General features: G+C 72.0%; 17 protein-coding genes. All 17 read left to right on the forward strand.

The features are described from left to right. The first annotated feature begins 92 nt into the window (after window positions 1-92). The 17 genes from ACWGIC_RS36135 (at window position 93) to ACWGIC_RS36215 (ending at window position 18,802) form a co-directional block, all read left to right on the forward strand. On the forward strand, window positions 93-458 hold the full coding sequence (locus ACWGIC_RS36135) for a hypothetical protein (protein WP_452080422.1): 366 nt from the start codon (window positions 93-95) through the stop codon (window positions 456-458). Beyond that, window positions 451-996: a DUF3558 domain-containing protein gene (locus tag ACWGIC_RS36140; protein WP_452080423.1), complete on the forward strand. Its 546-nt coding sequence runs from the start codon at window positions 451-453 to the stop codon at window positions 994-996. The genes ACWGIC_RS36135 and ACWGIC_RS36140 overlap by 8 nt, the downstream gene beginning before the upstream one ends. A 21-nt stretch (window positions 997-1,017) precedes the next feature. Continuing rightward, window positions 1,018-1,599 carry a PE-PGRS family protein gene (locus ACWGIC_RS36145; RefSeq protein ID WP_452080424.1) on the forward strand — a complete coding sequence of 194 codons (582 nt, stop codon included), beginning with the start codon at window positions 1,018-1,020 and terminating at the stop codon, window positions 1,597-1,599. Beyond that, window positions 1,596-2,294 carry an ESX secretion-associated protein EspG gene (locus tag ACWGIC_RS36150; RefSeq protein ID WP_452080425.1) on the forward strand — a complete coding sequence of 233 codons (699 nt, stop codon included), beginning with the start codon at window positions 1,596-1,598 and terminating at the stop codon, window positions 2,292-2,294. The genes ACWGIC_RS36145 and ACWGIC_RS36150 overlap by 4 nt, the downstream gene beginning before the upstream one ends. Before the next feature lie 623 nt (window positions 2,295-2,917). Continuing rightward, window positions 2,918-3,349 (forward strand): division/cell wall cluster transcriptional repressor MraZ, encoded by a 432-nt coding sequence (mraZ, locus tag ACWGIC_RS36155; protein ID WP_009080393.1) that lies wholly within the window; start codon window positions 2,918-2,920, stop codon window positions 3,347-3,349. A gap of 191 nt (window positions 3,350-3,540) precedes the next feature. Continuing rightward, entirely contained in the window at window positions 3,541-4,497 is a 957-nt protein-coding gene (gene rsmH, locus ACWGIC_RS36160; RefSeq protein WP_452080426.1) for a 16S rRNA (cytosine(1402)-N(4))-methyltransferase RsmH, read from the forward strand. After that, a complete protein-coding gene (locus ACWGIC_RS36165) occupies window positions 4,494-5,147 on the forward strand; it encodes a hypothetical protein (RefSeq protein ID WP_452080427.1) in 654 nt (217 codons plus the stop codon). Before rsmH ends, ACWGIC_RS36165 begins: the two co-directional genes overlap by 4 nt. Then, window positions 5,147-7,066, forward strand: a complete 1,920-nt coding sequence (locus ACWGIC_RS36170; RefSeq protein ID WP_452080428.1) for a peptidoglycan D,D-transpeptidase FtsI family protein — start codon at window positions 5,147-5,149, stop codon at window positions 7,064-7,066. The genes ACWGIC_RS36165 and ACWGIC_RS36170 overlap by 1 nt, the downstream gene beginning before the upstream one ends. 417 nt (window positions 7,067-7,483) lie before the next feature. Beyond that, window positions 7,484-9,043 carry a UDP-N-acetylmuramoyl-L-alanyl-D-glutamate--2,6-diaminopimelate ligase gene (locus tag ACWGIC_RS36175; protein ID WP_452080437.1) on the forward strand — a complete coding sequence of 520 codons (1,560 nt, stop codon included), beginning with the start codon at window positions 7,484-7,486 and terminating at the stop codon, window positions 9,041-9,043. Then, the gene (locus tag ACWGIC_RS36180; protein WP_452080429.1) at window positions 9,040-10,557 is read left to right on the forward strand and encodes a UDP-N-acetylmuramoyl-tripeptide--D-alanyl-D-alanine ligase; all 1,518 of its coding nucleotides are present in this window, start codon (window positions 9,040-9,042) and stop codon (window positions 10,555-10,557) included. Before ACWGIC_RS36175 ends, ACWGIC_RS36180 begins: the two co-directional genes overlap by 4 nt. After that, complete coding sequence (gene mraY, locus ACWGIC_RS36185; protein WP_452080430.1) at window positions 10,554-11,636, forward strand: phospho-N-acetylmuramoyl-pentapeptide-transferase; 1,083 nt, start codon at window positions 10,554-10,556, stop codon at window positions 11,634-11,636. The genes ACWGIC_RS36180 and mraY overlap by 4 nt, the downstream gene beginning before the upstream one ends. Window positions 11,637-11,642: 6 nt before the next feature. Next, entirely contained in the window at window positions 11,643-13,049 is a 1,407-nt protein-coding gene (gene murD, locus ACWGIC_RS36190) for a UDP-N-acetylmuramoyl-L-alanine--D-glutamate ligase (protein WP_452080438.1), read from the forward strand. Continuing rightward, the gene (gene ftsW / locus ACWGIC_RS36195) at window positions 13,036-14,472 is read left to right on the forward strand and encodes a putative lipid II flippase FtsW (RefSeq protein ID WP_452080431.1); all 1,437 of its coding nucleotides are present in this window, start codon (window positions 13,036-13,038) and stop codon (window positions 14,470-14,472) included. The genes murD and ftsW overlap by 14 nt, the downstream gene beginning before the upstream one ends. Next, window positions 14,469-15,593, forward strand: coding sequence for an undecaprenyldiphospho-muramoylpentapeptide beta-N-acetylglucosaminyltransferase (gene murG / locus ACWGIC_RS36200; RefSeq protein WP_452080432.1), 1,125 nt, complete (start codon window positions 14,469-14,471; stop codon window positions 15,591-15,593). The genes ftsW and murG overlap by 4 nt, the downstream gene beginning before the upstream one ends. Continuing rightward, window positions 15,586-17,004 (forward strand): UDP-N-acetylmuramate--L-alanine ligase, encoded by a 1,419-nt coding sequence (murC, locus tag ACWGIC_RS36205; RefSeq protein WP_452080433.1) that lies wholly within the window; start codon window positions 15,586-15,588, stop codon window positions 17,002-17,004. The genes murG and murC overlap by 8 nt, the downstream gene beginning before the upstream one ends. Beyond that, a complete protein-coding gene (locus ACWGIC_RS36210) occupies window positions 17,001-17,864 on the forward strand; it encodes a cell division protein FtsQ/DivIB (protein WP_452080434.1) in 864 nt (287 codons plus the stop codon). The genes murC and ACWGIC_RS36210 overlap by 4 nt, the downstream gene beginning before the upstream one ends. 104 nt (window positions 17,865-17,968) lie before the next feature. Then, window positions 17,969-18,802: an NAD(P)H-binding protein gene (locus ACWGIC_RS36215; protein ID WP_452080435.1), complete on the forward strand. Its 834-nt coding sequence runs from the start codon at window positions 17,969-17,971 to the stop codon at window positions 18,800-18,802. Window positions 18,803-18,846: the final 44 nt, after the last annotated feature.

Genomic DNA, 18,846 nt, shown 5'->3' on the forward strand with positions numbered 1-18,846 from the left:
TTCAGGTGATCCCGCTGACCGTATGCACTGTCGTATGCTCCGAAACGAAGTCGCCCGATCACGGTTCGACGTCGGAAGAGGTGCATCCGGGCATGAGCGAGGCCGAGGCGGAACGGAAAGCCGGGCTCCCGGGACTGTCCGGCGGCCGGTTCGCGGTCACGCCCGAGCTGGCGTCCGCGACCTACGCCAAGCTCGGCGAGCTGCAGGACGTCGTCGGCGAGATGGTCCGCGAGGCCGCGGTGCTCGGCCGGTCGGTGCCGCTCGGCGGCGGATACGCCGGCGAGGTCGGCGCGTTCATGGCGAAGTACGGCCTCGGCCGCGACGGGTCGGCGGTCGACCAACTCACCGCGTTCGGGAAAGAGATCGCCGGCCTGAAGAAACGCATCGGCGGAGCCCTGGAGAAATACCGCGACCAGGACAGCGAAGCCGCCGAGGGCGTGGACTGCACCGGTGGCTGACCGTTCCGCGGCACGCGCCGCGCTCCTTCTTCTCCCGCTCGCCGGGCTTGCGGTGCTGGTCTCGTGCGGCCGGATGCCCGGCATCTCGCACGCCGCGCCCGCGGACGGCGGACCTCCGGCCCCCGCGCCGCCGTCTTCCCCGGCCGCGTCGCTGGCCAAGCTCGACCCCTGCACGCTGCTTTCGCCGCAGGACCGGTCGTCGGCCGGGCTCACCGTGCTGGGCAAGCCGAAGACGATCGGCGAAGCGCGCGCCTGCGACTGGACCGTGCCCTCGGCCTTCGGCGTCACCGTCACCCTCGACGAAACCAACGGCCTGGCCAACCTCGACCTCTCCGACGGCAAGCGCACCAAGAAAGACGTCGGCTCGCACCAGGCGGTGCAGGTGTCCGGCGGCCGCGGGACCTGCGCGGTGCTGCTCGACGTCGGCGGCGGGCAGAGCGTGCAGATCGACGTGAACAACGCGAACTTCGCCGACTCCGCGCTCGCCTGCTCGCGGGCGTCGGACGTGGCCGGACTGGTCGAGCCGAAGCTGCCGTGAACCCGTGCGAGGAGGAGAGTCGTGACTGACACCCCGGCTGAGTCCCCGGTCCCCGAGCCGACGGCCCGGTACGAAGCGTTCAGCCACGCGGCGCTGGCCGCGCAGGCGGCCGACGGCAACGACCCGGCCGCGGCCGGCGAATCGGGCGCACGCTGGACCGGGCTGTCGCAACGGCTCGAGGACTCGATCGGCGGGCTGGTCGCGTTGTCCGCCGGCAGCGAGGAAACCTGGCAGGGCGACGCCGGCGACGCGATGCGGAAGGTGCTCGGCAAAGCGTCGGACTGGCTGGCCGAAACCTCGGTGGTGTCGGCGAAGGTCGGGGAGGCCGTGCACGGGCAGGCCGAGGTCGCCGCGCGGGCGCGCGCGGACATGCCCGCGCCGGTGGACTTCGACCCGGCGGCGATGATCCGCTCCGCAGCGGCGAGCGGGAACCTGGTGGCACTGGCCGGGCTGTCGTCCGCGATGGACGAGCGCCGCGCCGAAGCCGAGGCGGCCCGGCAGAAGGCGATCGACGTCCTGCGCACCCGGGACACGGCGTTGCGCGGGCTCGTGCCCGAAGGCGGTTTCCCCGCGGTCCCGCCGCTCGGCGCGGGGCCGGCTTGATCAGCCTGTCCGCGTCCGCGTTCGACATCGTCTGGGCCGACCTCGGCCTCGACGCCCCGCCCGCGCCGCTGGCGGTGCGCAGCGTGGGGGAGACCGACGCCGACCGGACCGCGATCCGCGCGGAGGTCTACCGGAACCTCGGCGAACGCGGTCTCTTCGACGGCCGCCTCGACGCCGCCCTGGAGAACAGCTTGCGCGTGCTGGCGCGCGCGGAACGGTATGTGGAGTGCGAGGCGCTCGCGGACATGACCGCCGACGAACCGTTCCGCGCGGTCGCCGCGGTCCGGGGACGCGACGCCGTGCTGGCCGTGCAGCCGTCGCGGACGATCGGCGTGCGCGACATCGGCGAGAGCGAACTGGCCTCGGCGATCGTCGACGTGCTGCCCGAGCTTTCGGCCGGTCCCGGCTACGGCGTCCGGCTGCCCGCGGCGGGGGAGCCGCCCGGCGGCGCGCAGGGCGAGGAGCTGCGGGCGATCCAGTCCCGGCCGGTGTACGCGGCGGGCCAGTTCACCGTCCACGTCCGCGACCGGTCGGGCAAGCTGACCCGGACCGGCGGCCTGACCTGGTTCGACACGGACGCCGGGGCGTATTCGGCGGTGTGCTCGCCGGGGCGCGGCGGGCAGGAGTGGGTGACGGTGTCTCCTGTGGACAGTCCCCGGCTGGCCGAGCGGGTGATGGAGCTGGTGCCGGGGTGAGCCGGGCGGTCTGACGCGGACCGTCTGACGCGGACGGCGGCGGTTCGCGGGTGTCGCGAGTGGACGGTGCCCTGCGTTGTCTCGGCCGGTCTCCACGTCGCTGCACGGGGTTCGGCGCACCGGTCATGACCTGGCTGGGCTGAGCCGAGTGGTGCTTCCGGCAGCGCCCCACTCGGCCCCACCCGGTCAGCTTCCGCATCGCCCCCCCACCCGTCCCCACCGCTCAGCCCGGCCGAGCGCGCGCGGGGCTCCCCACAACGCCCCCACCAGGCCCCACCGCCTTCCCCCACCGCGCGCCACCCGGTTCCCCACCAGGCCCCACCGGATCCCCCACCAGCCCCCACCTTGGGTCCGCACGCTGCCGAAACGCGGACGTTTCAGGCCTTCCGAGGTTGCGAGAGACCCCGGTGCGGGGGATCTTCGCCACGGTCCCCCCACCCGGCCCCCACCTGGACCCACCTCCGTGACCTGCGCAAACGCGCCACTCGACGGAGTGGCACGGCGGCGGGACGCGTTGACTGTGGTGAAAAGTGGGGTACGGTGGTGGCCAGTGGGGCGGAAGGGAGCCCCCGAGCCGAAACCGGGCGGGGAGCCAACCGGATTCGGTAGGGAGGTGGAGGCCGGTGTTCCTCGGCACCCACACCCCGAAGCTGGACGACAAAGGGCGGCTCACGCTGCCCGCGAAGTTCCGCGAAGCCTTGGCCGGCGGGCTGATGGTCACCAAGGGGCAGGACCACTGTCTCTTCGTCTTCCCCCGCGCCGAGTTCGAGCAGATGGCCAGGAAGGTCGCCGAAGCCCCGTTCACGAACGAGGCGGTGCGGGCCTACCAGCGCTACCTGTTCGCCGGGACGGACGAGCAGCGTCCGGACGGGCAAGGGCGCGTCGCCATCGCGCCGGAGCTTCGCCGGTACGCGGGGCTCAACAAGGAGTGCGTGGTGATCGGCGCGATCACCCGGCTCGAAATCTGGGACGCCCAGGCGTGGCAGGGCTACCTGGACGAACACGAGGACAGCTACGCACAGGCTCGGGAGGAAGTTCTGCCGGGCGTCTTCTAGGAGACGCCCCGGGCGAACCTGCGTCGTCGGGGGACGCGGGTACGCCGTTCGACGCGGATGCCGTGAGGCCTCTGTCCGCTCTTTGACCCTGGCGCACCTTCCCCGGTGCCAGGTCAGCAAGCGGGCGGGCAGGGACCTGACGGCATCCGCCGCATCTTCCCCGGAAAACACGCGGCAGAAAGGGGGAAGACATGACGGACGCAGCCGAGCACGTTCCGGTGCTGCTGGACCGCATCGTCGAGCTGTTCGCCCCCGCGCTGGACGGCCGCGACGCCGTCCTGGTCGACGCGACCGTCGGCCTCGGCGGTCATTCCGACGCGCTGCTCGCCGCCTTTCCCCGGCTCCGGCTGATCGGGCTGGACCGCGATCCCGCCGCGCTCGAGCGCTCCGCGGAGCGGCTCGCGCGGCACGGCGACCGCGTCGATCTCGTGCACACCGTCTACGACGGGCTTCCCGAAGCGGTTTCCGGACTCGGACTGTCCCAAGTGGACGGCATCCTGTTCGACCTCGGCGTCTCCTCGATGCAGCTCGACCGCACGGAACGCGGTTTCGCCTATTCGCAGGACGCGCCGCTGGACATGCGGATGGACCCGACCACCGGGTTCACCGCGGCCGACGTGCTCAACACCTACGCGCCCGGCGAGCTGATCCGGATCCTGCGCGACTACGGCGAGGAACGCTTCGCGCAGCGGATCGTCCGCGCCGTGGTGGCGGAACGGGAAAAGGAACCGTTCACCCGCAGCGGCAGGCTGGTCGAACTGCTCTATTCGGCGGTTCCGGCGGCGAGCAGGCGCACCGGCGGGCATCCGGCGAAGCGCACCTTCCAGGCGTTGCGGATCGAGGTCAACGGCGAGCTGGAAGTGCTGCGCCGGGCGATGCCCGCGGCGCTGGGCGCGCTGGCGATGGACGGCCGGATCGTCGTCGAGTCCTACCAGTCCCTCGAGGACCGGCTGGTGAAGCAGGCGCTCGCGGAACTGGCGAAATCCCGGACGCCGGAAGGGCTTCCGGTCGAACTGCCCGGGCACGGGCCGGAATTGAAACTCCTCACCCGGGGAGCGGAGAAAGCCGGCGAGAGCGAAATCGAGCACAACCCGCGGGCCGCCTCGGTGCGGTTGCGCGCAGCACAACGGATCGGAGAGCCGCGATGACCGCACCTGCGAAGTCCCGCCGCTCGTCGTCGACCGCTGCGGAGCGGGCGCCGCGGAACACCGTCACCGAGGCCGACGCCCCGGGCCGGCGGCGCACTACGGCCGCCGAGCGCGCGTACGCCCGGCGGGCGCAGCGAGCCGACCTGCTGCGGCAGCGCGCGCCGAAAAAGCCTGTCGCCGAACCGGAAACCGTCGAAACGAAGACCGCGGGCCCGCGGTTCAAGCTGCGCTGGCCGCAGTCGCGCGCGTCGTTCGTGCTCGTGATGATGGGGCTGCTGGCGGTCGGCGTCGCCGCGACGCTGTGGTTCACCACGCAGGCGATCGCCGATTCGTACCGGCTCGAAAAACTGCGCACGGACAGCGCTTCTCTGATGGAGACGAAGGACCGGCTGGAACGCGAAGTCGCGAAAGCCCAGTCCCCGGCGTCTCTCGCGCCCGCGGCCAAGCAGCTGGGCATGGTGCCCGGCGGCGACCCGGCGCGCATCGTCGTCGGCAAGGACGGCAAGACGACCGTGGTCGGCGAACCGAAGAAGGCCCAGCCGGACGAGCAGGACTCGGCCGCGCCCCCGGCGCAGCCGGCCGCTCCGCCGGAGGGCGGCATTGAAGGCGACCTGTCGGGCACGCCCGCGGGGACCGCAGGAGGACAGTGATGGCGGCAGGCGGCAACAGCCGTTCCCGGGCGGCGGGCAGCGCGCGGCGGACTTACGCCGCGGGCACCCGCCGCGCGGTCGCGAAACGGGGCAACGGCGGACAGCGCAGCCGGTTTTCCGCGGTGCGCATCATGCTCGTCGTGCTGATGGTGGTCGCGGGCGCGAAACTGGTGCAGGTGCAGTGGTTCGAGGCCCCCGCGCTGTCCGCGGCGGCCGAACGGCAGCGCACGCTCACCATCGACATCCCGGCCCAGCGCGGGTCCATTGTGGACCGCAACGGGGCGAAACTGGCGTTCAGCGTGGAAACCCGGACGCTGTCGGTGAACCTCAAAGCGCTGCACAAGTCGATGGACGAGTACGCGAAGAAGTACCCGGACAAGGGCCGCAACTTCGAAACCGAGGTCTCCGGCGCGGCGAAGCTGATCGCGCAGAAGCTCCCGCACCTCACCACCGAGGCCGAACAGCTGGCGCTGCTGCACAAACAGCAGTCCTTCACCTACCTCGTCGACAACGTCGAGCCCTCGGTGGCCGACCAGATCGTCAAGAAGTACGCGTGGATCAGCGTGGAGAAGCGCGCCAAGCGCGAGTACCCGGGCGACACGCTCGCGTCGAACATCGTCGGCCTGTCGAACTGGCGGATGGACGACCCCGATGTGTCGAAGCACAACCTGCACGGCGTGATCGGGCTGGAGAAATCGCGCGACTCTGACCTGGCGGGAACGCCCGGCCGCGAGATCGTGAACACCCAGAACGGCAACGACAATCTGTACCTGCCGGGCACCGAGCACGTGCTCACCGCCGCCGTCCCGGGCTCCGACCTCCAGCTGACCATAGATTCCGATCTGCAGTTCGAACTGCAGCGCCAGCTGGCCGACTACGTCTCGAAGTCGAACGCCAAGGGCGGGCAGGCGGTCATCATGGACGCGAAGACGTCCGAGGTGTACGCGCTGGCCGACGCCAGCACGTTCAACCCGAACGACCCGTCCACGATCAAGGACGACCTGCTCAACAACCGCCCGGTCACCACGCCGTACGAACCCGGTTCGGTGAACAAGGTGGTCACCGCGACCGCGGCGATCGACAACAAGATCGCCACGCCCACCTCGACGCTGGAGGTGCCGGGCTCGATCAAGGTCGCCGACCGCACGGTGCACGACGCGTGGCCGCACGGCACCCAGACGTTCACCACCACCGGCGTGTTCGCGAAATCCTCCAACGTCGGCACGCTGGAACTCGCGCAGCAGGTCGGCCCGGACCGGTATCTGGAGCTGCTGAAGAAATTCGGCATCGGGCAGAAGACCGGCATCGGCCTCCCCGGCGAGAGCTCCGGATACGTGCCGCCGCGCAAGGACTGGTCGGCGTCCACGTTCGGCAACCTGCCGATCGGGCAGGGCCTTTCGATGACCGTGGTGCAGATGGCCGGGATGTACCAGGCGATCGCGAACGACGGCCTGCGCGTCGAACCGCGGATCGTGAAGGCGAAGAAGAACCCGGACGGCTCCGTGACGCCGGAAGCGCCGCCGAAGACCGAGCGCGTGGTGAGCCCGGAAACCGCGAAAACGGTGCGGGACATGCTGCGTTCGGTCGTGCAGAACGCCAAGAGCCCGAACTCGGGCACCGCGCCCTCGGCCGGGCTGGAGGGCTACCAGGTCTCCGGCAAGACCGGCACCGGCCAGCAGATCGACCCGCGCACCAAGGCTTACAGCTCGAGCCTGGCGAACATCACCTTCGCCGGCATCCTGCCCGCCGACCACCCGCGGTTCGTCGTCGGCATCCGGCTCGACGCGCCCGACACCTCGCTGCCCGCCGGGCATTCCGCGGGGCCGCTGTTCCACTCCATCGCGTCGTACCTGTCGCAGCGGTACCAGATTCCGCTGTCCGACGGGCCGTCGCCGGTGGTGCCGCTCGTCGTCGGCTGACCGCCGGGCTGCTTGGCTTGACGCGACTCCGCAAACGTCCGTGAAGGGCTCCTTGAGGGAATCAGATTCCTTCAAGGAGCCCTTCACGGACGTTTGCGGGAATGGAGAGCCGCGCGAGGCTGGGGCCGACAAGACCCCAATGTGGCATTGGGTGCGCTCAACGCACCGAACGCCACATTGGGTGCGCGGGACGCACCCAATGCCACATTGGGGCGGGGTCGGGCGATCGTCCACACGGGCCGGTGCGGGCCGAGGAAAGGCTTGTGCCGCAACGATCTTGAGCGGTCGATATAGCACATCGGTGGCGGCCGCGCGCGTTCGCCGTACCGCGTTGGGTCACCCGGATCCGGCCTCGGTAACCTCTCCGGCGTGTCCGTGTCCTCGTCCCAGCCCCGAAGCGGGCCCGCCGCCGCGTCGCTGCCGGACAGCCCGGCCAAGGCAGCCGCCGCGCCGCCCCGGCCGGCCCGGATCGACCCGGTCCCGCTGGCCACTCTGCTCGCCCGTGCGGGAGCCCGGCTCATCGCCGACCGTCCCGAGGCCGCCGACCTCACCGTTACCGGCACCACGCTGCGTGCGCAGCACGTGCTCCCCGGTGACCTGTTCGCCGGCCTCCCCGGAGCCCGCGCGCACGGAGCCGACTTCAGCGACCAGGCCCTCGCCGCCGGAGCCGCGGCCGTCCTGACCGACCCGAGCGGAGCCGACCGGCCCGCGCTGCGCGACGCGCCGGTGCCCGTTCTCGTGCACCCGGACCCGCGCGCCGCGCTCGGCGAGATCGCCGCGTGGATCTACGGCGAGCCGTCGCTGCACCTTTCCGTCCTCGGCGTCACCGGCACCTCCGGCAAGACCACCACCTCCTATCTGGTCGACGCGGGCCTGCGCGCCGCCGGGCGCACCACCGGCCTGATCGGCACGGTCGAGACCCGCATCGCCGGCGAGCGCCTGGCCAGCGGGTTCACCACGCCGGAGGCCCCGGACCTGCAGGCGCTGCTCGCGGTGATGCTGGAGCGCGGCGTGACGCACGTGCCGATGGAGGTGTCCAGCCACGCGCTGGCGCTCGGCCGGGTCAACGGCACCCGGTTCGCGGTCGGCGCGTTCACGAACCTGTCGCAGGACCACCTCGATTTCCACAAGGACATGGAGGAGTACTTCGCCGCCAAGTCCCTGCTGTTCGACGGCCGGTCCACGACCGAGGTCGTCGTGGTCGACAGCGCGTGGGGGCAGGCGCTGCTCACGCCGCAGACGGTGACCGTGTCGATCGAAGCCGGGGCCGACGCGCTGTGGCGGGCCGCCGACATCGAGGCGACCCCGGCCGGGGAGCAGACCTTCACGCTGCTCGGGCCGGACGGGCTCAGCCGCGCGGCGAAGATCCCGCTGCCGGGCACGTTCAACGTCGCCAACGCGGTCCTCGCGGCGGCGATCCTGGACAGCGCGGGCATCGATGCCGACGACATCGTCGCCGGGCTCGCCGCGGTGGAGGTGCCCGGCCGGATGGAGCGGGTCTACCTCGGCCAGGAGTTCACCGCGGTGGTCGACTACGCGCACAAACCGGCCGCGGTGGCACAGGGCCTCGACGCCCTGCGCGCCCGCACCGAAGGCAAGATCATCACCGTGCTCGGCTGCGGCGGCGACCGCGACACCGCGAAGCGCCCGATGATGGGCGAGGCCGCGGTGCGCCGCAGCGATCTGCTGATCGTGACCGACGACAACCCGCGTTCGGAGGATCCGGCCGCGATCCGCGCCGCGATGCTGGCCGGGGCCCGCGCCGTCGGGCCCGCGGCGGGCGGCGAGGTGCTGGAGATCGGCGACCGGCGCGAGGCGATCGCGCACGCGGTGTCGGCCGCCGGGCCGGGCGACATCGTCCTGATCGCAGGCAAGGGCCATGAGACCGGCCAGGAGGCCCAGGGTGTGGTGCACCCGTTCTCCGACCGGGACGAGCTGGAGGCCGCCATCCGCAAGCGTCTCGAGGTGACCGCGTGATCGAGCTGAGCCTGGCCGAGATCGCCGACGTCGTCGGCGGCAGGCTGCACCGCACCGAAGGATCCGCTGTCGTGACCGGCAGCGTCGAATTCGACACCCGCGAGCTCGGCCCGGGCGGGCTGTTCCTCGCTCTTCCCGGCGAACGCGTCGACGGGCACGATTTCGCCGCGAAGGCGGTCGAAGCCGGCGCGGCGGGCGTGCTGGCCGCGCGGGAGGTCGACGCTCCGGCGATCGTCGTGCCGCCGCTGCCGCCGGGGCAGGGCAACTCCGGGTCGGTCGCGCTGACCGGCGACACCGACGGCTCCGGCGCCGCCGTGCTGGCCGCGCTGGCCAAGCTCGCGCGGCACGTCGTCGACCGGCTGGCGGCGGGCGGGCTGACCGTCATCGGCGTCACCGGGTCGTCCGGCAAGACCTCGACCAAGGACGTCATCGCGCAGCTGATCGAGCCGATGGGCCCGACGGTCGCGCCGCCTGGGTCGTTCAACAGCGAACTGGGCCACCCGTGGACCGCGCTGCGCGCCGACGCGTCGACCAGGTTCCTCGTGCTGGAGATGTCCGCGCGCGGGGTTGGGCACATCGCCGAGGCGGCCGCGACCACCCCGCCACGGATCGGCGCGGTGCTCAACGTCGGCAGTGCGCACGTCGGCGAGTTCGGCTCTCGCGAGGGCATCGCGAAGGCGAAGGGCGAGCTGGTCGAAGCGCTGCCGGAAGACGGTCTCGCGGTGCTGAACCTGGACGACCCGCTGGTCTCGGCGATGGCGAGCCGCACGAAGGCCCGCGTCGTCGGCGTGGGGGAGTCGGCCGGGGCGCAGGTCCGGGCCGCCGACATCACGGTCGACGACGAGGCCCGCCCGTCGTTCCGGCTGATCACGCCCGAGGGCGAGGCCCAGGTGACGCTGCCGCTGCACGGCGAGCACCACGTCGGCAACGCGCTGTCGGCCGCCGCCGTCGCGCGCGAGCTCGGCGCGACCACCGAGGAGATCGCACAGCGGCTGTCGTCGCTGCAGCGGCGCTCGGAGCGCCGGATGGAGGTCACCACCCGCGCGGACGGCGTCACGATCCTCAACGACTCGTACAACGCCAACCCGGAATCGGTCCGGGCCGGGCTGAAGGCGCTGGCCTCGATGAGCCGTTCCGGCCGCCGCGCCTGGGCGGTGCTCGGCGTGATGGGCGAGCTGGGCGAGGACTCGGTGACCGCGCACGATTCGATCGGGCGGCTCGTGGTCCGGCTCAACATCGAGAAGCTCGTCGTGGTCGGCCAGGACGCGGCCGCCATGCACCAGGGCGCGCTCCAGGAGGGTTCCTGGGGCGAGGAGTCGGTGCTGGTACCCGATGTCGAGGCCGCTGCCGCCGTACTGCATGATCAGCTCCGTCCCGGGGACGTGGTGCTGGTCAAGGCCTCCAAGGCCGCCGGTCTCTGGCGGGTGGCCGAAGCGCTGCTGGCCGATCCGGAAACCGGCCCCGGTCCCTCCTCCACGTTGAATTCCGAACGCTCGAACGGTGGTCACGCGTGATCAACATCATGATCGCGGCCGCGGCGGGTCTGCTGGTCTCGATCCTGCTCACGCCCTACCTCATCCGGGTTTTCTCGCGGCAGGGCTTCGGCCAGGAGATCCGCGAGGAAGGCCCGCAGGGGCACAAGTCGAAGCGCGGCACGCCGACCATGGGCGGCGTCGCGATCATCATCGCGATGGTCGCGGGCTATTTCGTCGCGCACCTGATCACGTGGATCGGCAACTCGCGCTCGGCCGCGCCCTCGGCGTCCGGCCTGCTCGTGCTGATGCTCGCGGTCGGGCTCGGCGTGGTCGGCTTCCTCGACGACTTCATCAAGATCCGCAAGCAGCGCAACCTCGGGCTGAACAAGACCGCGAAGCTGGTCGGCCAGCTCGTCGTCACCATCCTGTTCGCGGTGCTGTCGCTGCAGTTCAAGGACGCGCAGGGGCTGACCCCGGCCTCGCAGAGCCTGTCCTACGTCCGCGACCTGGCGCTGATCACGTTCCCGTCGGTCGTGTTCGTGATCTTCTGCTACATCGTCATCTCCGGCTGGTCGAACGCGGTGAACTTCACCGACGGCCTCGACGGGCTGGCCGGCGGCGCGGCGGCGATGGTGCTCGCGACGTACGTGGTCATCTCGTTCTGGCAGGCCCGGCTCTCCTGCTCGACGCAGCCGCTGCCGGCCTGCTACGACGTGCGCGACCCGCTCGACCTCGCCGTCGTCGCGGCGGCGGCCACCGGGGCCTGCATCGGGTTCCTGTGGTGGAACGCGGCCCCGGCGAAGATCTTCATGGGCGACACCGGGTCGCTCGCCCTCGGCGGCCTCGTCGCCGGACTCTCCATGACCACCCGCACCGAACTGCTCGCCATCGTCATCGGCGGCCTGTTCATGGTCGAGATGATCTCGGTGGTCACGCAGATCGCGGTCTTCCGCACGACGCGGCGGCGGCTGTTCCGGATGGCCCCGTTCCACCACCACTTCGAGCTGGCCGGGTGGGCGGAAACCACGGTGATCATCCGGTTCTGGCTGCTCTCGGCGATCTGCTGCATGTTCGGGCTCGGGCTGTTCTACAGCGAGCAGCTCAACTTCGGGGGCTGATCCGTGCTGGAGCTGGACGGCAAACACGTTCTGGTCGCGGGTGCGGGGGTCACCGGGAAGTCGGTCGTCCCCGTGCTGCGCGAGCTGGGCGCGCGGGTCACGGTCACCGACGGCAATGCCGAGCGGCTCGCCGAACTGAAGGACCTGGACGCCGAGCTGGCGCCGGGCCTGACCGAGCCCCCGGCGGACACCGCGCTCGTGGTGACCAGCCCGGGCTGGCGGCCGTCGTCCCCGCTGCTGGTCGCGGCGGCCGAGGCGGGCGTCGAGGTGATCGGCGACGTCGAGCTGGCGTGGCGGATCGGGCAGCTGCGCGAGCATCCGCCGGCCTGGCTGGTGATCACCGGGACCAACGGCAAGACGACCACGGTCGGGATGCTGGAGTCGATCCTGCGCGCGGCCGGCGCGGACGCGGTGGCCTGCGGCAACGTCGGCTACCCGGTGCTCGACGCGGTCCGCGGCGGGCATCAGGTGCTGGCCGTCGAGCTGTCGAGCTTCCAGCTGCACTGGTCGTCCACGATCGCGCCGGACGCCTCGGTGGTGCTGAACCTCGCCGAGGACCACCTCGACTGGCACGGCTCGATGGAGGAGTACGCCGCGGCGAAGGGCCGCGCGCACCGTCATTCGCGGGCTGTCGTGCACAACGTCGACGATCCGTGGTCCACGCGGCTCGCCGAGGAACACGCGCCCGGGGACGCGCGGCGGATCGGGTTCGTGCTCGACACCCCGCGCGCCGGGGAGCTGGGCCTGGTCGAAGACCTGCTGGTGGACCGCGCGTTCGGGGCCGACCCGGACACGAGCGCCGACGAGCTGGCCGAGATCGCCGACGTCCGCCCGGCCGGCCCGCACAACCTCGCGAACGCGCTCGCCGCGGCCGCACTGGCCCGTGCACACGGCGTGACGCCCGCAGCGGTGCGGAAGGGGCTGCGCGAGTACCAGCCCGCGCCGCACCGCGCGGTGGAGGTCGCCGAGAGCGGCGGCGTCCGCTACGTCAACGACTCGAAGGCCACCAACCCGCACGCCGCGCTCGGCTCGCTGCTCGCGCACGAAAGCGTGGTCTGGATCGCCGGCGGGCAGCTCAAAGGCGCGTCGGTGGACGAACTGGTCGCCGCGGTCGGCCCTCGGCTGCGCGCGGCGGTCCTGCTGGGCGTCGATTCACCCGTGATCGAAGCCGCTCTCGCGCGACACGCGCCGGATGTCCCGGTCAACCGCCTCCTTCCGGGTGACGATGAGCCCATGACTGCGGCGGTGAATGCGGCCAGCGCCCTGGCTCGTCCTGGTGACGTGGTGCTTCTCGCGCCCGCCGCCGCCTCGCTGGACATGTTCCGCGGCTACGGAGCGCGCGGCGACGCGTTCGAAGCCGCGGTGCGCGCTCTGGCCGACGGCGCGGCGGGGGCGGCGGATGACAGTCGTTGACGGAGAGAAGCCCCGCCCGCGGCGCGCCCGCAAGGAAAGCCCGTTCGTCGCGCTCCGGATCGCGCTGACCGCCTGGCTTTCCCGGCCGCTGGCGTCGTTCCACCTGGTGCTGGCGCTGACCGGCATCCTCACCGTGATCGGCGCGGTGATGGTGCTGTCCGCGTCGTCGGTGGCCTCCTACAACCCGAAGACCGGCAGCGGCGTGTACTCGCTGTTCTTCCGGCACCTGATGTTCGTCGCGATCGGCGGGGTCGTGTTCTGGGTCGGCCTGCGGGTCCGGCTCGAGCGGATCCGCCGGATGTCGGCGACCATGACGGTGGCCTGCCTCGGCCTGCTGCTGCTGGTGCTGACGCCGCTCGGGTCGACGGTGAACGGCTCGCAGGGCTGGTTCAAGCTCGGCGTGTTCACCTTCCAGCCGGTCGAGGCGGCGAAGGTGGCGCTGGCCTTCTGGGGCGCGCACATCCTGGTGATCAAGTACAACGTGCTGCACCAGTGGCGGCATCTGCTGGTTCCGGTGGTGCCGGTGGCGCTGCTGATGTTCGCACTGGTGATGCTGCAGCCCGATCTCGGCGGCACGATCACCCTCGCGGTGGTGCTGCTCGGCCTGCTGTGGTTCGCCGGCGCGCCGAAACGGCTCTTCGGGGTGATCCTGGCCGGCGGCCTGAGCGGCGTGCTGGTGCTGGCGATCATCGCGCCCTACCGGCTCGCCCGGGTGATGTCGTTCCTGTCGCCGGACGCCGACACCTCGGCCGAGGGGTTCCAGGCGAACCAGGCCAAGCTCGCGCTCGCCGACGGCGGGCTGTTCGGCAAGGGGCTCGGGCAGGGCGCGTCGAACTGGGGCTATCTGCCGAACGTGCAGAACGACTTCATTTTCGCCCTCATCGGCGAGGAACTGGGCTTCGTGGGCTGCGCGGTGGTGCTCGCGCTGTTCGCCGGCATCGCCGTGGTCGGCCTGCGCATCGCCACCCGCAACATCGACCCGTGGATCCGGATCGTCGCGGGCACGCTGACGGTGTTCCTCGTCGCGCAGGCGGCCATCAACATCGGCTACGTGGTCGGGCTGCTGCCGGTCACCGGCGTCACGCTGCCGCTGATCTCCTACGGCGGCACGTCGCTCGTGATCACCATGCTCATCATGGGCGTGCTGGCCAACGCCGCGCGGCACGAACCCGAGGCGGTGGCCGCACTGCGCTCGCACGGGCCGGGTAAATTCGGACGCCTGCTGCGGCTGCCCGCGCCCGATCCGTACCGTCCGCCGTCCTCCCGCAAGGGAACTCGCACGGCAGGGAGCGGGACGAGGGCAGCCCGGCCGGCGCCGCGTGCGGCCCGGCCGGCGCCGGCACAGGAACGCCGCCGGTCGGCGCGGCGGACTACAGGGAACCGCGGTGCCCGGGGCACCGCGAACCGGAGAGGTCATTGGTGAGCAAGCCCGTCAAGGGAACCGAGAGGTCGGCAGCGGGCCGGGCTCCGGTCGTCGTGGTCGCAGGCGGGGGCACCGCCGGGCACATCGAGCCCGCGCTCGCGCTGGCGGACGCCGTGAAGCGGCTGCGCCCGGACGCCGAGGTGATCGCCCTCGGCACGGAACGCGGCCTGGAGAACAAGCTCGTGCCCGCGCGCGGGTACCCGCTGGAGCTGATCCCGCCGGTCCCGATGCCGCGCAAGCCGACGCCGGAGCTGTTGCGGCTGCCGCTGAAGGTGCGCGACGCGGTCCGCCGCACCCGCGAGGTGCTGGACCGGGTGCACGCGGACGTCGTGGTCGGCTTCGGCGGTTACGTCGCGCTGCCGGCGTACCTCGCCGCGCGCGGCCGCGTGCCGATCGTGGTGCACGAGGCGAACAAATCCGCTGGGCTGGCGAACAAGGTCGGCGCGCGGTTCGCCGCTCGCGTCGCGGTCGCGGTGCCGGGCACGCCGCTGCCGAAGGCCGAGGTGGTGGGCATTCCGCTGCGCCGCTCGATTACCTCGCTGGACCGGGCCGCGCTGCGCGCCGAGGCGCGCGAGTTCTTCGAGCTGGACCCGGACGCGCCGACGCTGCTGGTGTTCGGCGGTTCGCAGGGCGCGGCGTCGATCAACTCCGCGATTTCCGGTGCGGCGAAGGACTTCGCCGAGGCCGGCGTCGGCGTGCTGCACGCGCACGGACCGAAGAATTCCCTTGTGGTGCAAGAGTTTCCCGGCCGCCCGCCGTACGTGCCGGTGCCGTACCTGGAGCGGATGGACCTGGCCTACGCCGCGGCGGACGCGGTGGTGTGCCGGTCCGGCGCGATGACCGCGGCCGAGGTGTCCGCGGTCGGGCTGCCCGCGGTGTTCGTCCCGCTGCCGCACGGCAACGGCGAGCAGGCCGTCAACGCCCAGCCCGCGGTCGACGCGGGCGCGGCGCTGATGGTCGCCGACGCCGACCTCACCGCGGAGAAGGTCGCCGAACTGGTGATCCCGCTGGTGACCGACGCCAGCCGGGTCGCCGCGATGAGCGCGGCCGCCGTCGGGCTCGGCCACCGCGAGGCCGACGAGACCCTCGCCCGCATCGTTTTGGAGGCCGCCGGTGCCTGACACGCCCGAACTGCCCGCGCAGCTGCGCCGGGCGCACCTGATCGGGATCGGCGGGGCCGGGATGTCCGGCATCGCGCGGATCCTGCTCGCCCGCGGCGCGGCCGTGTCCGGGTCGGACGCCAAGGAGTCGCGCGCGCTGCTTTCGCTGCGCGCGCAGGGTGCGACGCTGTTCGTCGGCCAGACCGCGGAAAACCTCGCCGAGCTGGGCGAACCGCCGTCAGCCGTCGTGGTGTCCACCGCGATCAAGGAGACCAACCCGGAACTCGCCGCGGCCCGCGAGCGCGGCATCCCGGTGCTGCACCGGGCGCAGGCGCTGGCCGGGCTGATGGCCGGGCACCGCGTCGCGTGCATCGCCGGAACGCACGGCAAGACGTCGACTACCTCGATGCTCACCGTGGCGCTGCAGAACTGCCGGATGGACCCGTCGTTCGCGATCGGCGGCGACCTCAACGAATCCGGGGCCAACGCGCACCACGGCGAGGGCGGCGTGTTCGTCGCGGAGGCCGACGAGAGCGACGGTTCCTTCCTCACGTACACGCCGTCGGTGGCGGTGGTGACGAACGTCGAGCCCGATCACCTCGACCACCACGGCACCGCCGAGGCGTACGTGAAGGTGTTCAGCGACTTCGTCGGCCAGATCGAGCCGGGCGGATTGCTGATCGTGTGCGCGGACGACGAGGGCGCGGCCCGGCTGGGCGACGAGGCCGCCGCGGCCGGCGTGCGGGTGCGGCGTTACGGCCGTGCCGCTTCCGGCGACGGCGACGTGCGCGTGCTCGACTACGCGCCCGCGCCGGACGGCGGTGTCGTGCGGATCGCGCTGGACGGCGAAGAACACGACCTGCGGGTCGCGGTTCCGGGGGAGCACATGGCGCTCAACGCGGTCGCCGCGCTGCTCGCCGGGCTCGAACTGGGCGCGCCGCTGGACGGCATGGCCGCCGGGCTCGCCGCGTTCGGCGGGGTGCGCCGCCGGTTCGAGTTCAAGGGCCGCGCGGGCGACGTCCGCGTGTACGACGATTACGCCCACCACCCGACCGAGGTGGCCGCGCAGCTGCGCGCGGTGCGCACGGCCGCGGGCAGCGGCCGGGTCGTCGTGGTGTTCCAGCCGCACCTGTTCTCGCGCACGCAGACCTTCGCGGCCGAGTTCGCCGAGGCGTTGTCTCTGGCCGACGAGGTCGTGGTGCTCGACGTCTTCGGCGCGCGCGAGGAGCCGGTGCCGGGCGTGACCGGCGCGCTGATCGCCGACCGGGTGACCGTGCCGGTGCACTACCAGCCCGCCTTCGACGTGGCCGCCGGCCTGGTCGCGGACCTCGTGCGGCCGGGCGACCTCGCGGTCACCATGGGCGCGGGCGACGTGACGCAGCTGGGCCCGGAGATCCTGGCCGAGCTGGACCGGAGGGCCTCGGGAGCATGACCGGGACCAGGCAGCGCCGTCGCGCGCCCGCGCCTCGCGCGGGCGAGGAACAGCGTGCTGCCCTGGCCCGGGAACGACGGGGGCGGCGGACCGAAGAGGAACGCCAGCGCACCCGCGCCCGCACCGCCGCGCGTTCGGGCCGGGCGAAGCGGGCCGCGGCGCGGAAGACTCGGCCCACCCGGGGCAGGGAGATCCGCCGCCGCTGGGTGGCGCTGCTGACCGTGGTCACCTTGCTGGCGCTGGGTTATCTGCTGTTCTTCAGCTCGCTGCTTGCGGTGAAGACGATCGAGGTGCAGGGCGCGAAAACGGTGTCGGCGGACCAGATCCGCGCGACCGCCGCGGTGCCGCCGGGGCAGCCGATGCTGCGCGCGGACGTCGACGGGATCCGCGACCGGGTGGCCCAGATGCCGGGCATCGCGACGGTCGAGGTGTCCCGGTCGTGGCCGACGACGCTGGAGATCGCGGTGACCGAACGGACCGCGATCGCGTTCTTCGACAGCGGCCCCGGCGGCGACGGGGTGCACCTGGTCGACGGCGGCGGCGTGGTGTTCAAGACGGTGAAGACCCGGCCGGCCGGGCTGCCCGAGCTGAAACTGCCGAAGGTGTCGGTGGACGATCCGGTCACCCGCGCGGTCACCGCGGTGCTCGGGGTGCTGCCGGAACAGCTGCTGAAGCAGACCAAGACGGTGACCGCGCAGACTCCGGCGAGCGTCGAGTTCACGCTCTCGACCGGCAAGACTGTGCGGTGGGGGAACTCGGAGAACACCGATCGCAAGGCGAAGGTGCTGGCTGCGCTGCTGACGCAGCAGGGCAAGGTCTACGACGTATCCGCACCGGAGCTGCCGACCATCACCTCGTGAGTGCCCCTTCTCGCTGGGATGGGCACTCGCGAGGCTGAACTGGCACTGAATTCTCGTATGCCGTACGCTTGTTGTGTTCGTACGCCATACGAGAAGGTGGGGGCATGACGGTTCTGGTGACGGGTGCGACCGGCAGCGTCGGACGGCTGGTGGTCGACGAGCTGGTGGCTCGCGGGGTGCCGGTGCGGGCGCTGACGGTGGATCCGGAGCGGGCGGCGCTGCCTGAAGGAGTCGAGGTGGTGGTCGGGTCGCTGGCCAAGCCTTCGACGTTGCAGGCTGCCCTGAGCGGGGTCGAAGCGGTGTATTTGGCTCCGTACGCGCGGACTGTTTCGCGGTTTTGCGAGCTGGCCGGGGAGGCTGGGATCCGGCGGGTGGTCGCGTTGTCCGGGTCGAGCGTCGGGCAAGAGCATTCAGCGTCCAGCGGGCACACGTACGGCGCGGTCGAGGCGGCGGTGGACGCGGCGGGGTTCGACCGGACGTTTTTGCGGCCGGGGGCGTTCATGAACAATTCGCTGGGGTGGGCGGAGTCGATCCGGGAGCGCCGGGAGGTCCGAGCGGCTTATCCGGGGGCTACGCAGACGCCGATCGATTTGGGGGATATCGCGGCGGTGGCCGCGCATGTGCTGGCCGGGGAGGGGCATGTGGGGCGGACTTACGAGCTGAGCGGGCCGGAGGGGATTTCGCTCGAGCGGATGGTCGCGGTCATCGGGGAGGCGCTGGGGGAGCCGGTGCGGTTTGTGGAGTTGACGCCGGAGGAGCAGGCGGCGGAGTGGGCCGGGGCGGGGTATCCGGAGGGGGTGGCGGAGTGGTTGCTGGGGATGTTCGCGGAGACTGCGGAGCGGCCGGAGGAGCCGACTGGGGTGGTGGAGGAGTTGCTGGGGCGGCCGGGGGTTTCGTTTGCGGAATGGGCTAAGGGGAATGTTGCGGCGTTTTCCTGAGGGGGTTGGGGGGGTCGGCACGTCGCCTGGCGGCGACATTGCTC

This window comes from Amycolatopsis sp. NPDC054798, from assembly GCF_053611505.1.

Coding starts and splice junctions, on each gene's coding strand:
- ACWGIC_RS36135 (WP_452080422.1), top strand. CDS start 93: ATGAGCGAGGCCGAGGCGGAACGGAAAGCCGGGCTCCCGGGACTGTCC.
- ACWGIC_RS36165 (WP_452080427.1), top strand. CDS start 4,494: ATGACCGCACCTGCGAAGTCCCGCCGCTCGTCGTCGACCGCTGCGGAG.
- ACWGIC_RS36215 (WP_452080435.1), top strand. CDS start 17,969: ATGACGGTTCTGGTGACGGGTGCGACCGGCAGCGTCGGACGGCTGGTG.
- ACWGIC_RS36210 (WP_452080434.1), top strand. CDS start 17,001: ATGACCGGGACCAGGCAGCGCCGTCGCGCGCCCGCGCCTCGCGCGGGC.
- ACWGIC_RS36170 (WP_452080428.1), top strand. CDS start 5,147: ATGGCGGCAGGCGGCAACAGCCGTTCCCGGGCGGCGGGCAGCGCGCGG.
- rsmH (WP_452080426.1), top strand. CDS start 3,541: ATGACGGACGCAGCCGAGCACGTTCCGGTGCTGCTGGACCGCATCGTC.
- ftsW (WP_452080431.1), top strand. CDS start 13,036: ATGACAGTCGTTGACGGAGAGAAGCCCCGCCCGCGGCGCGCCCGCAAG.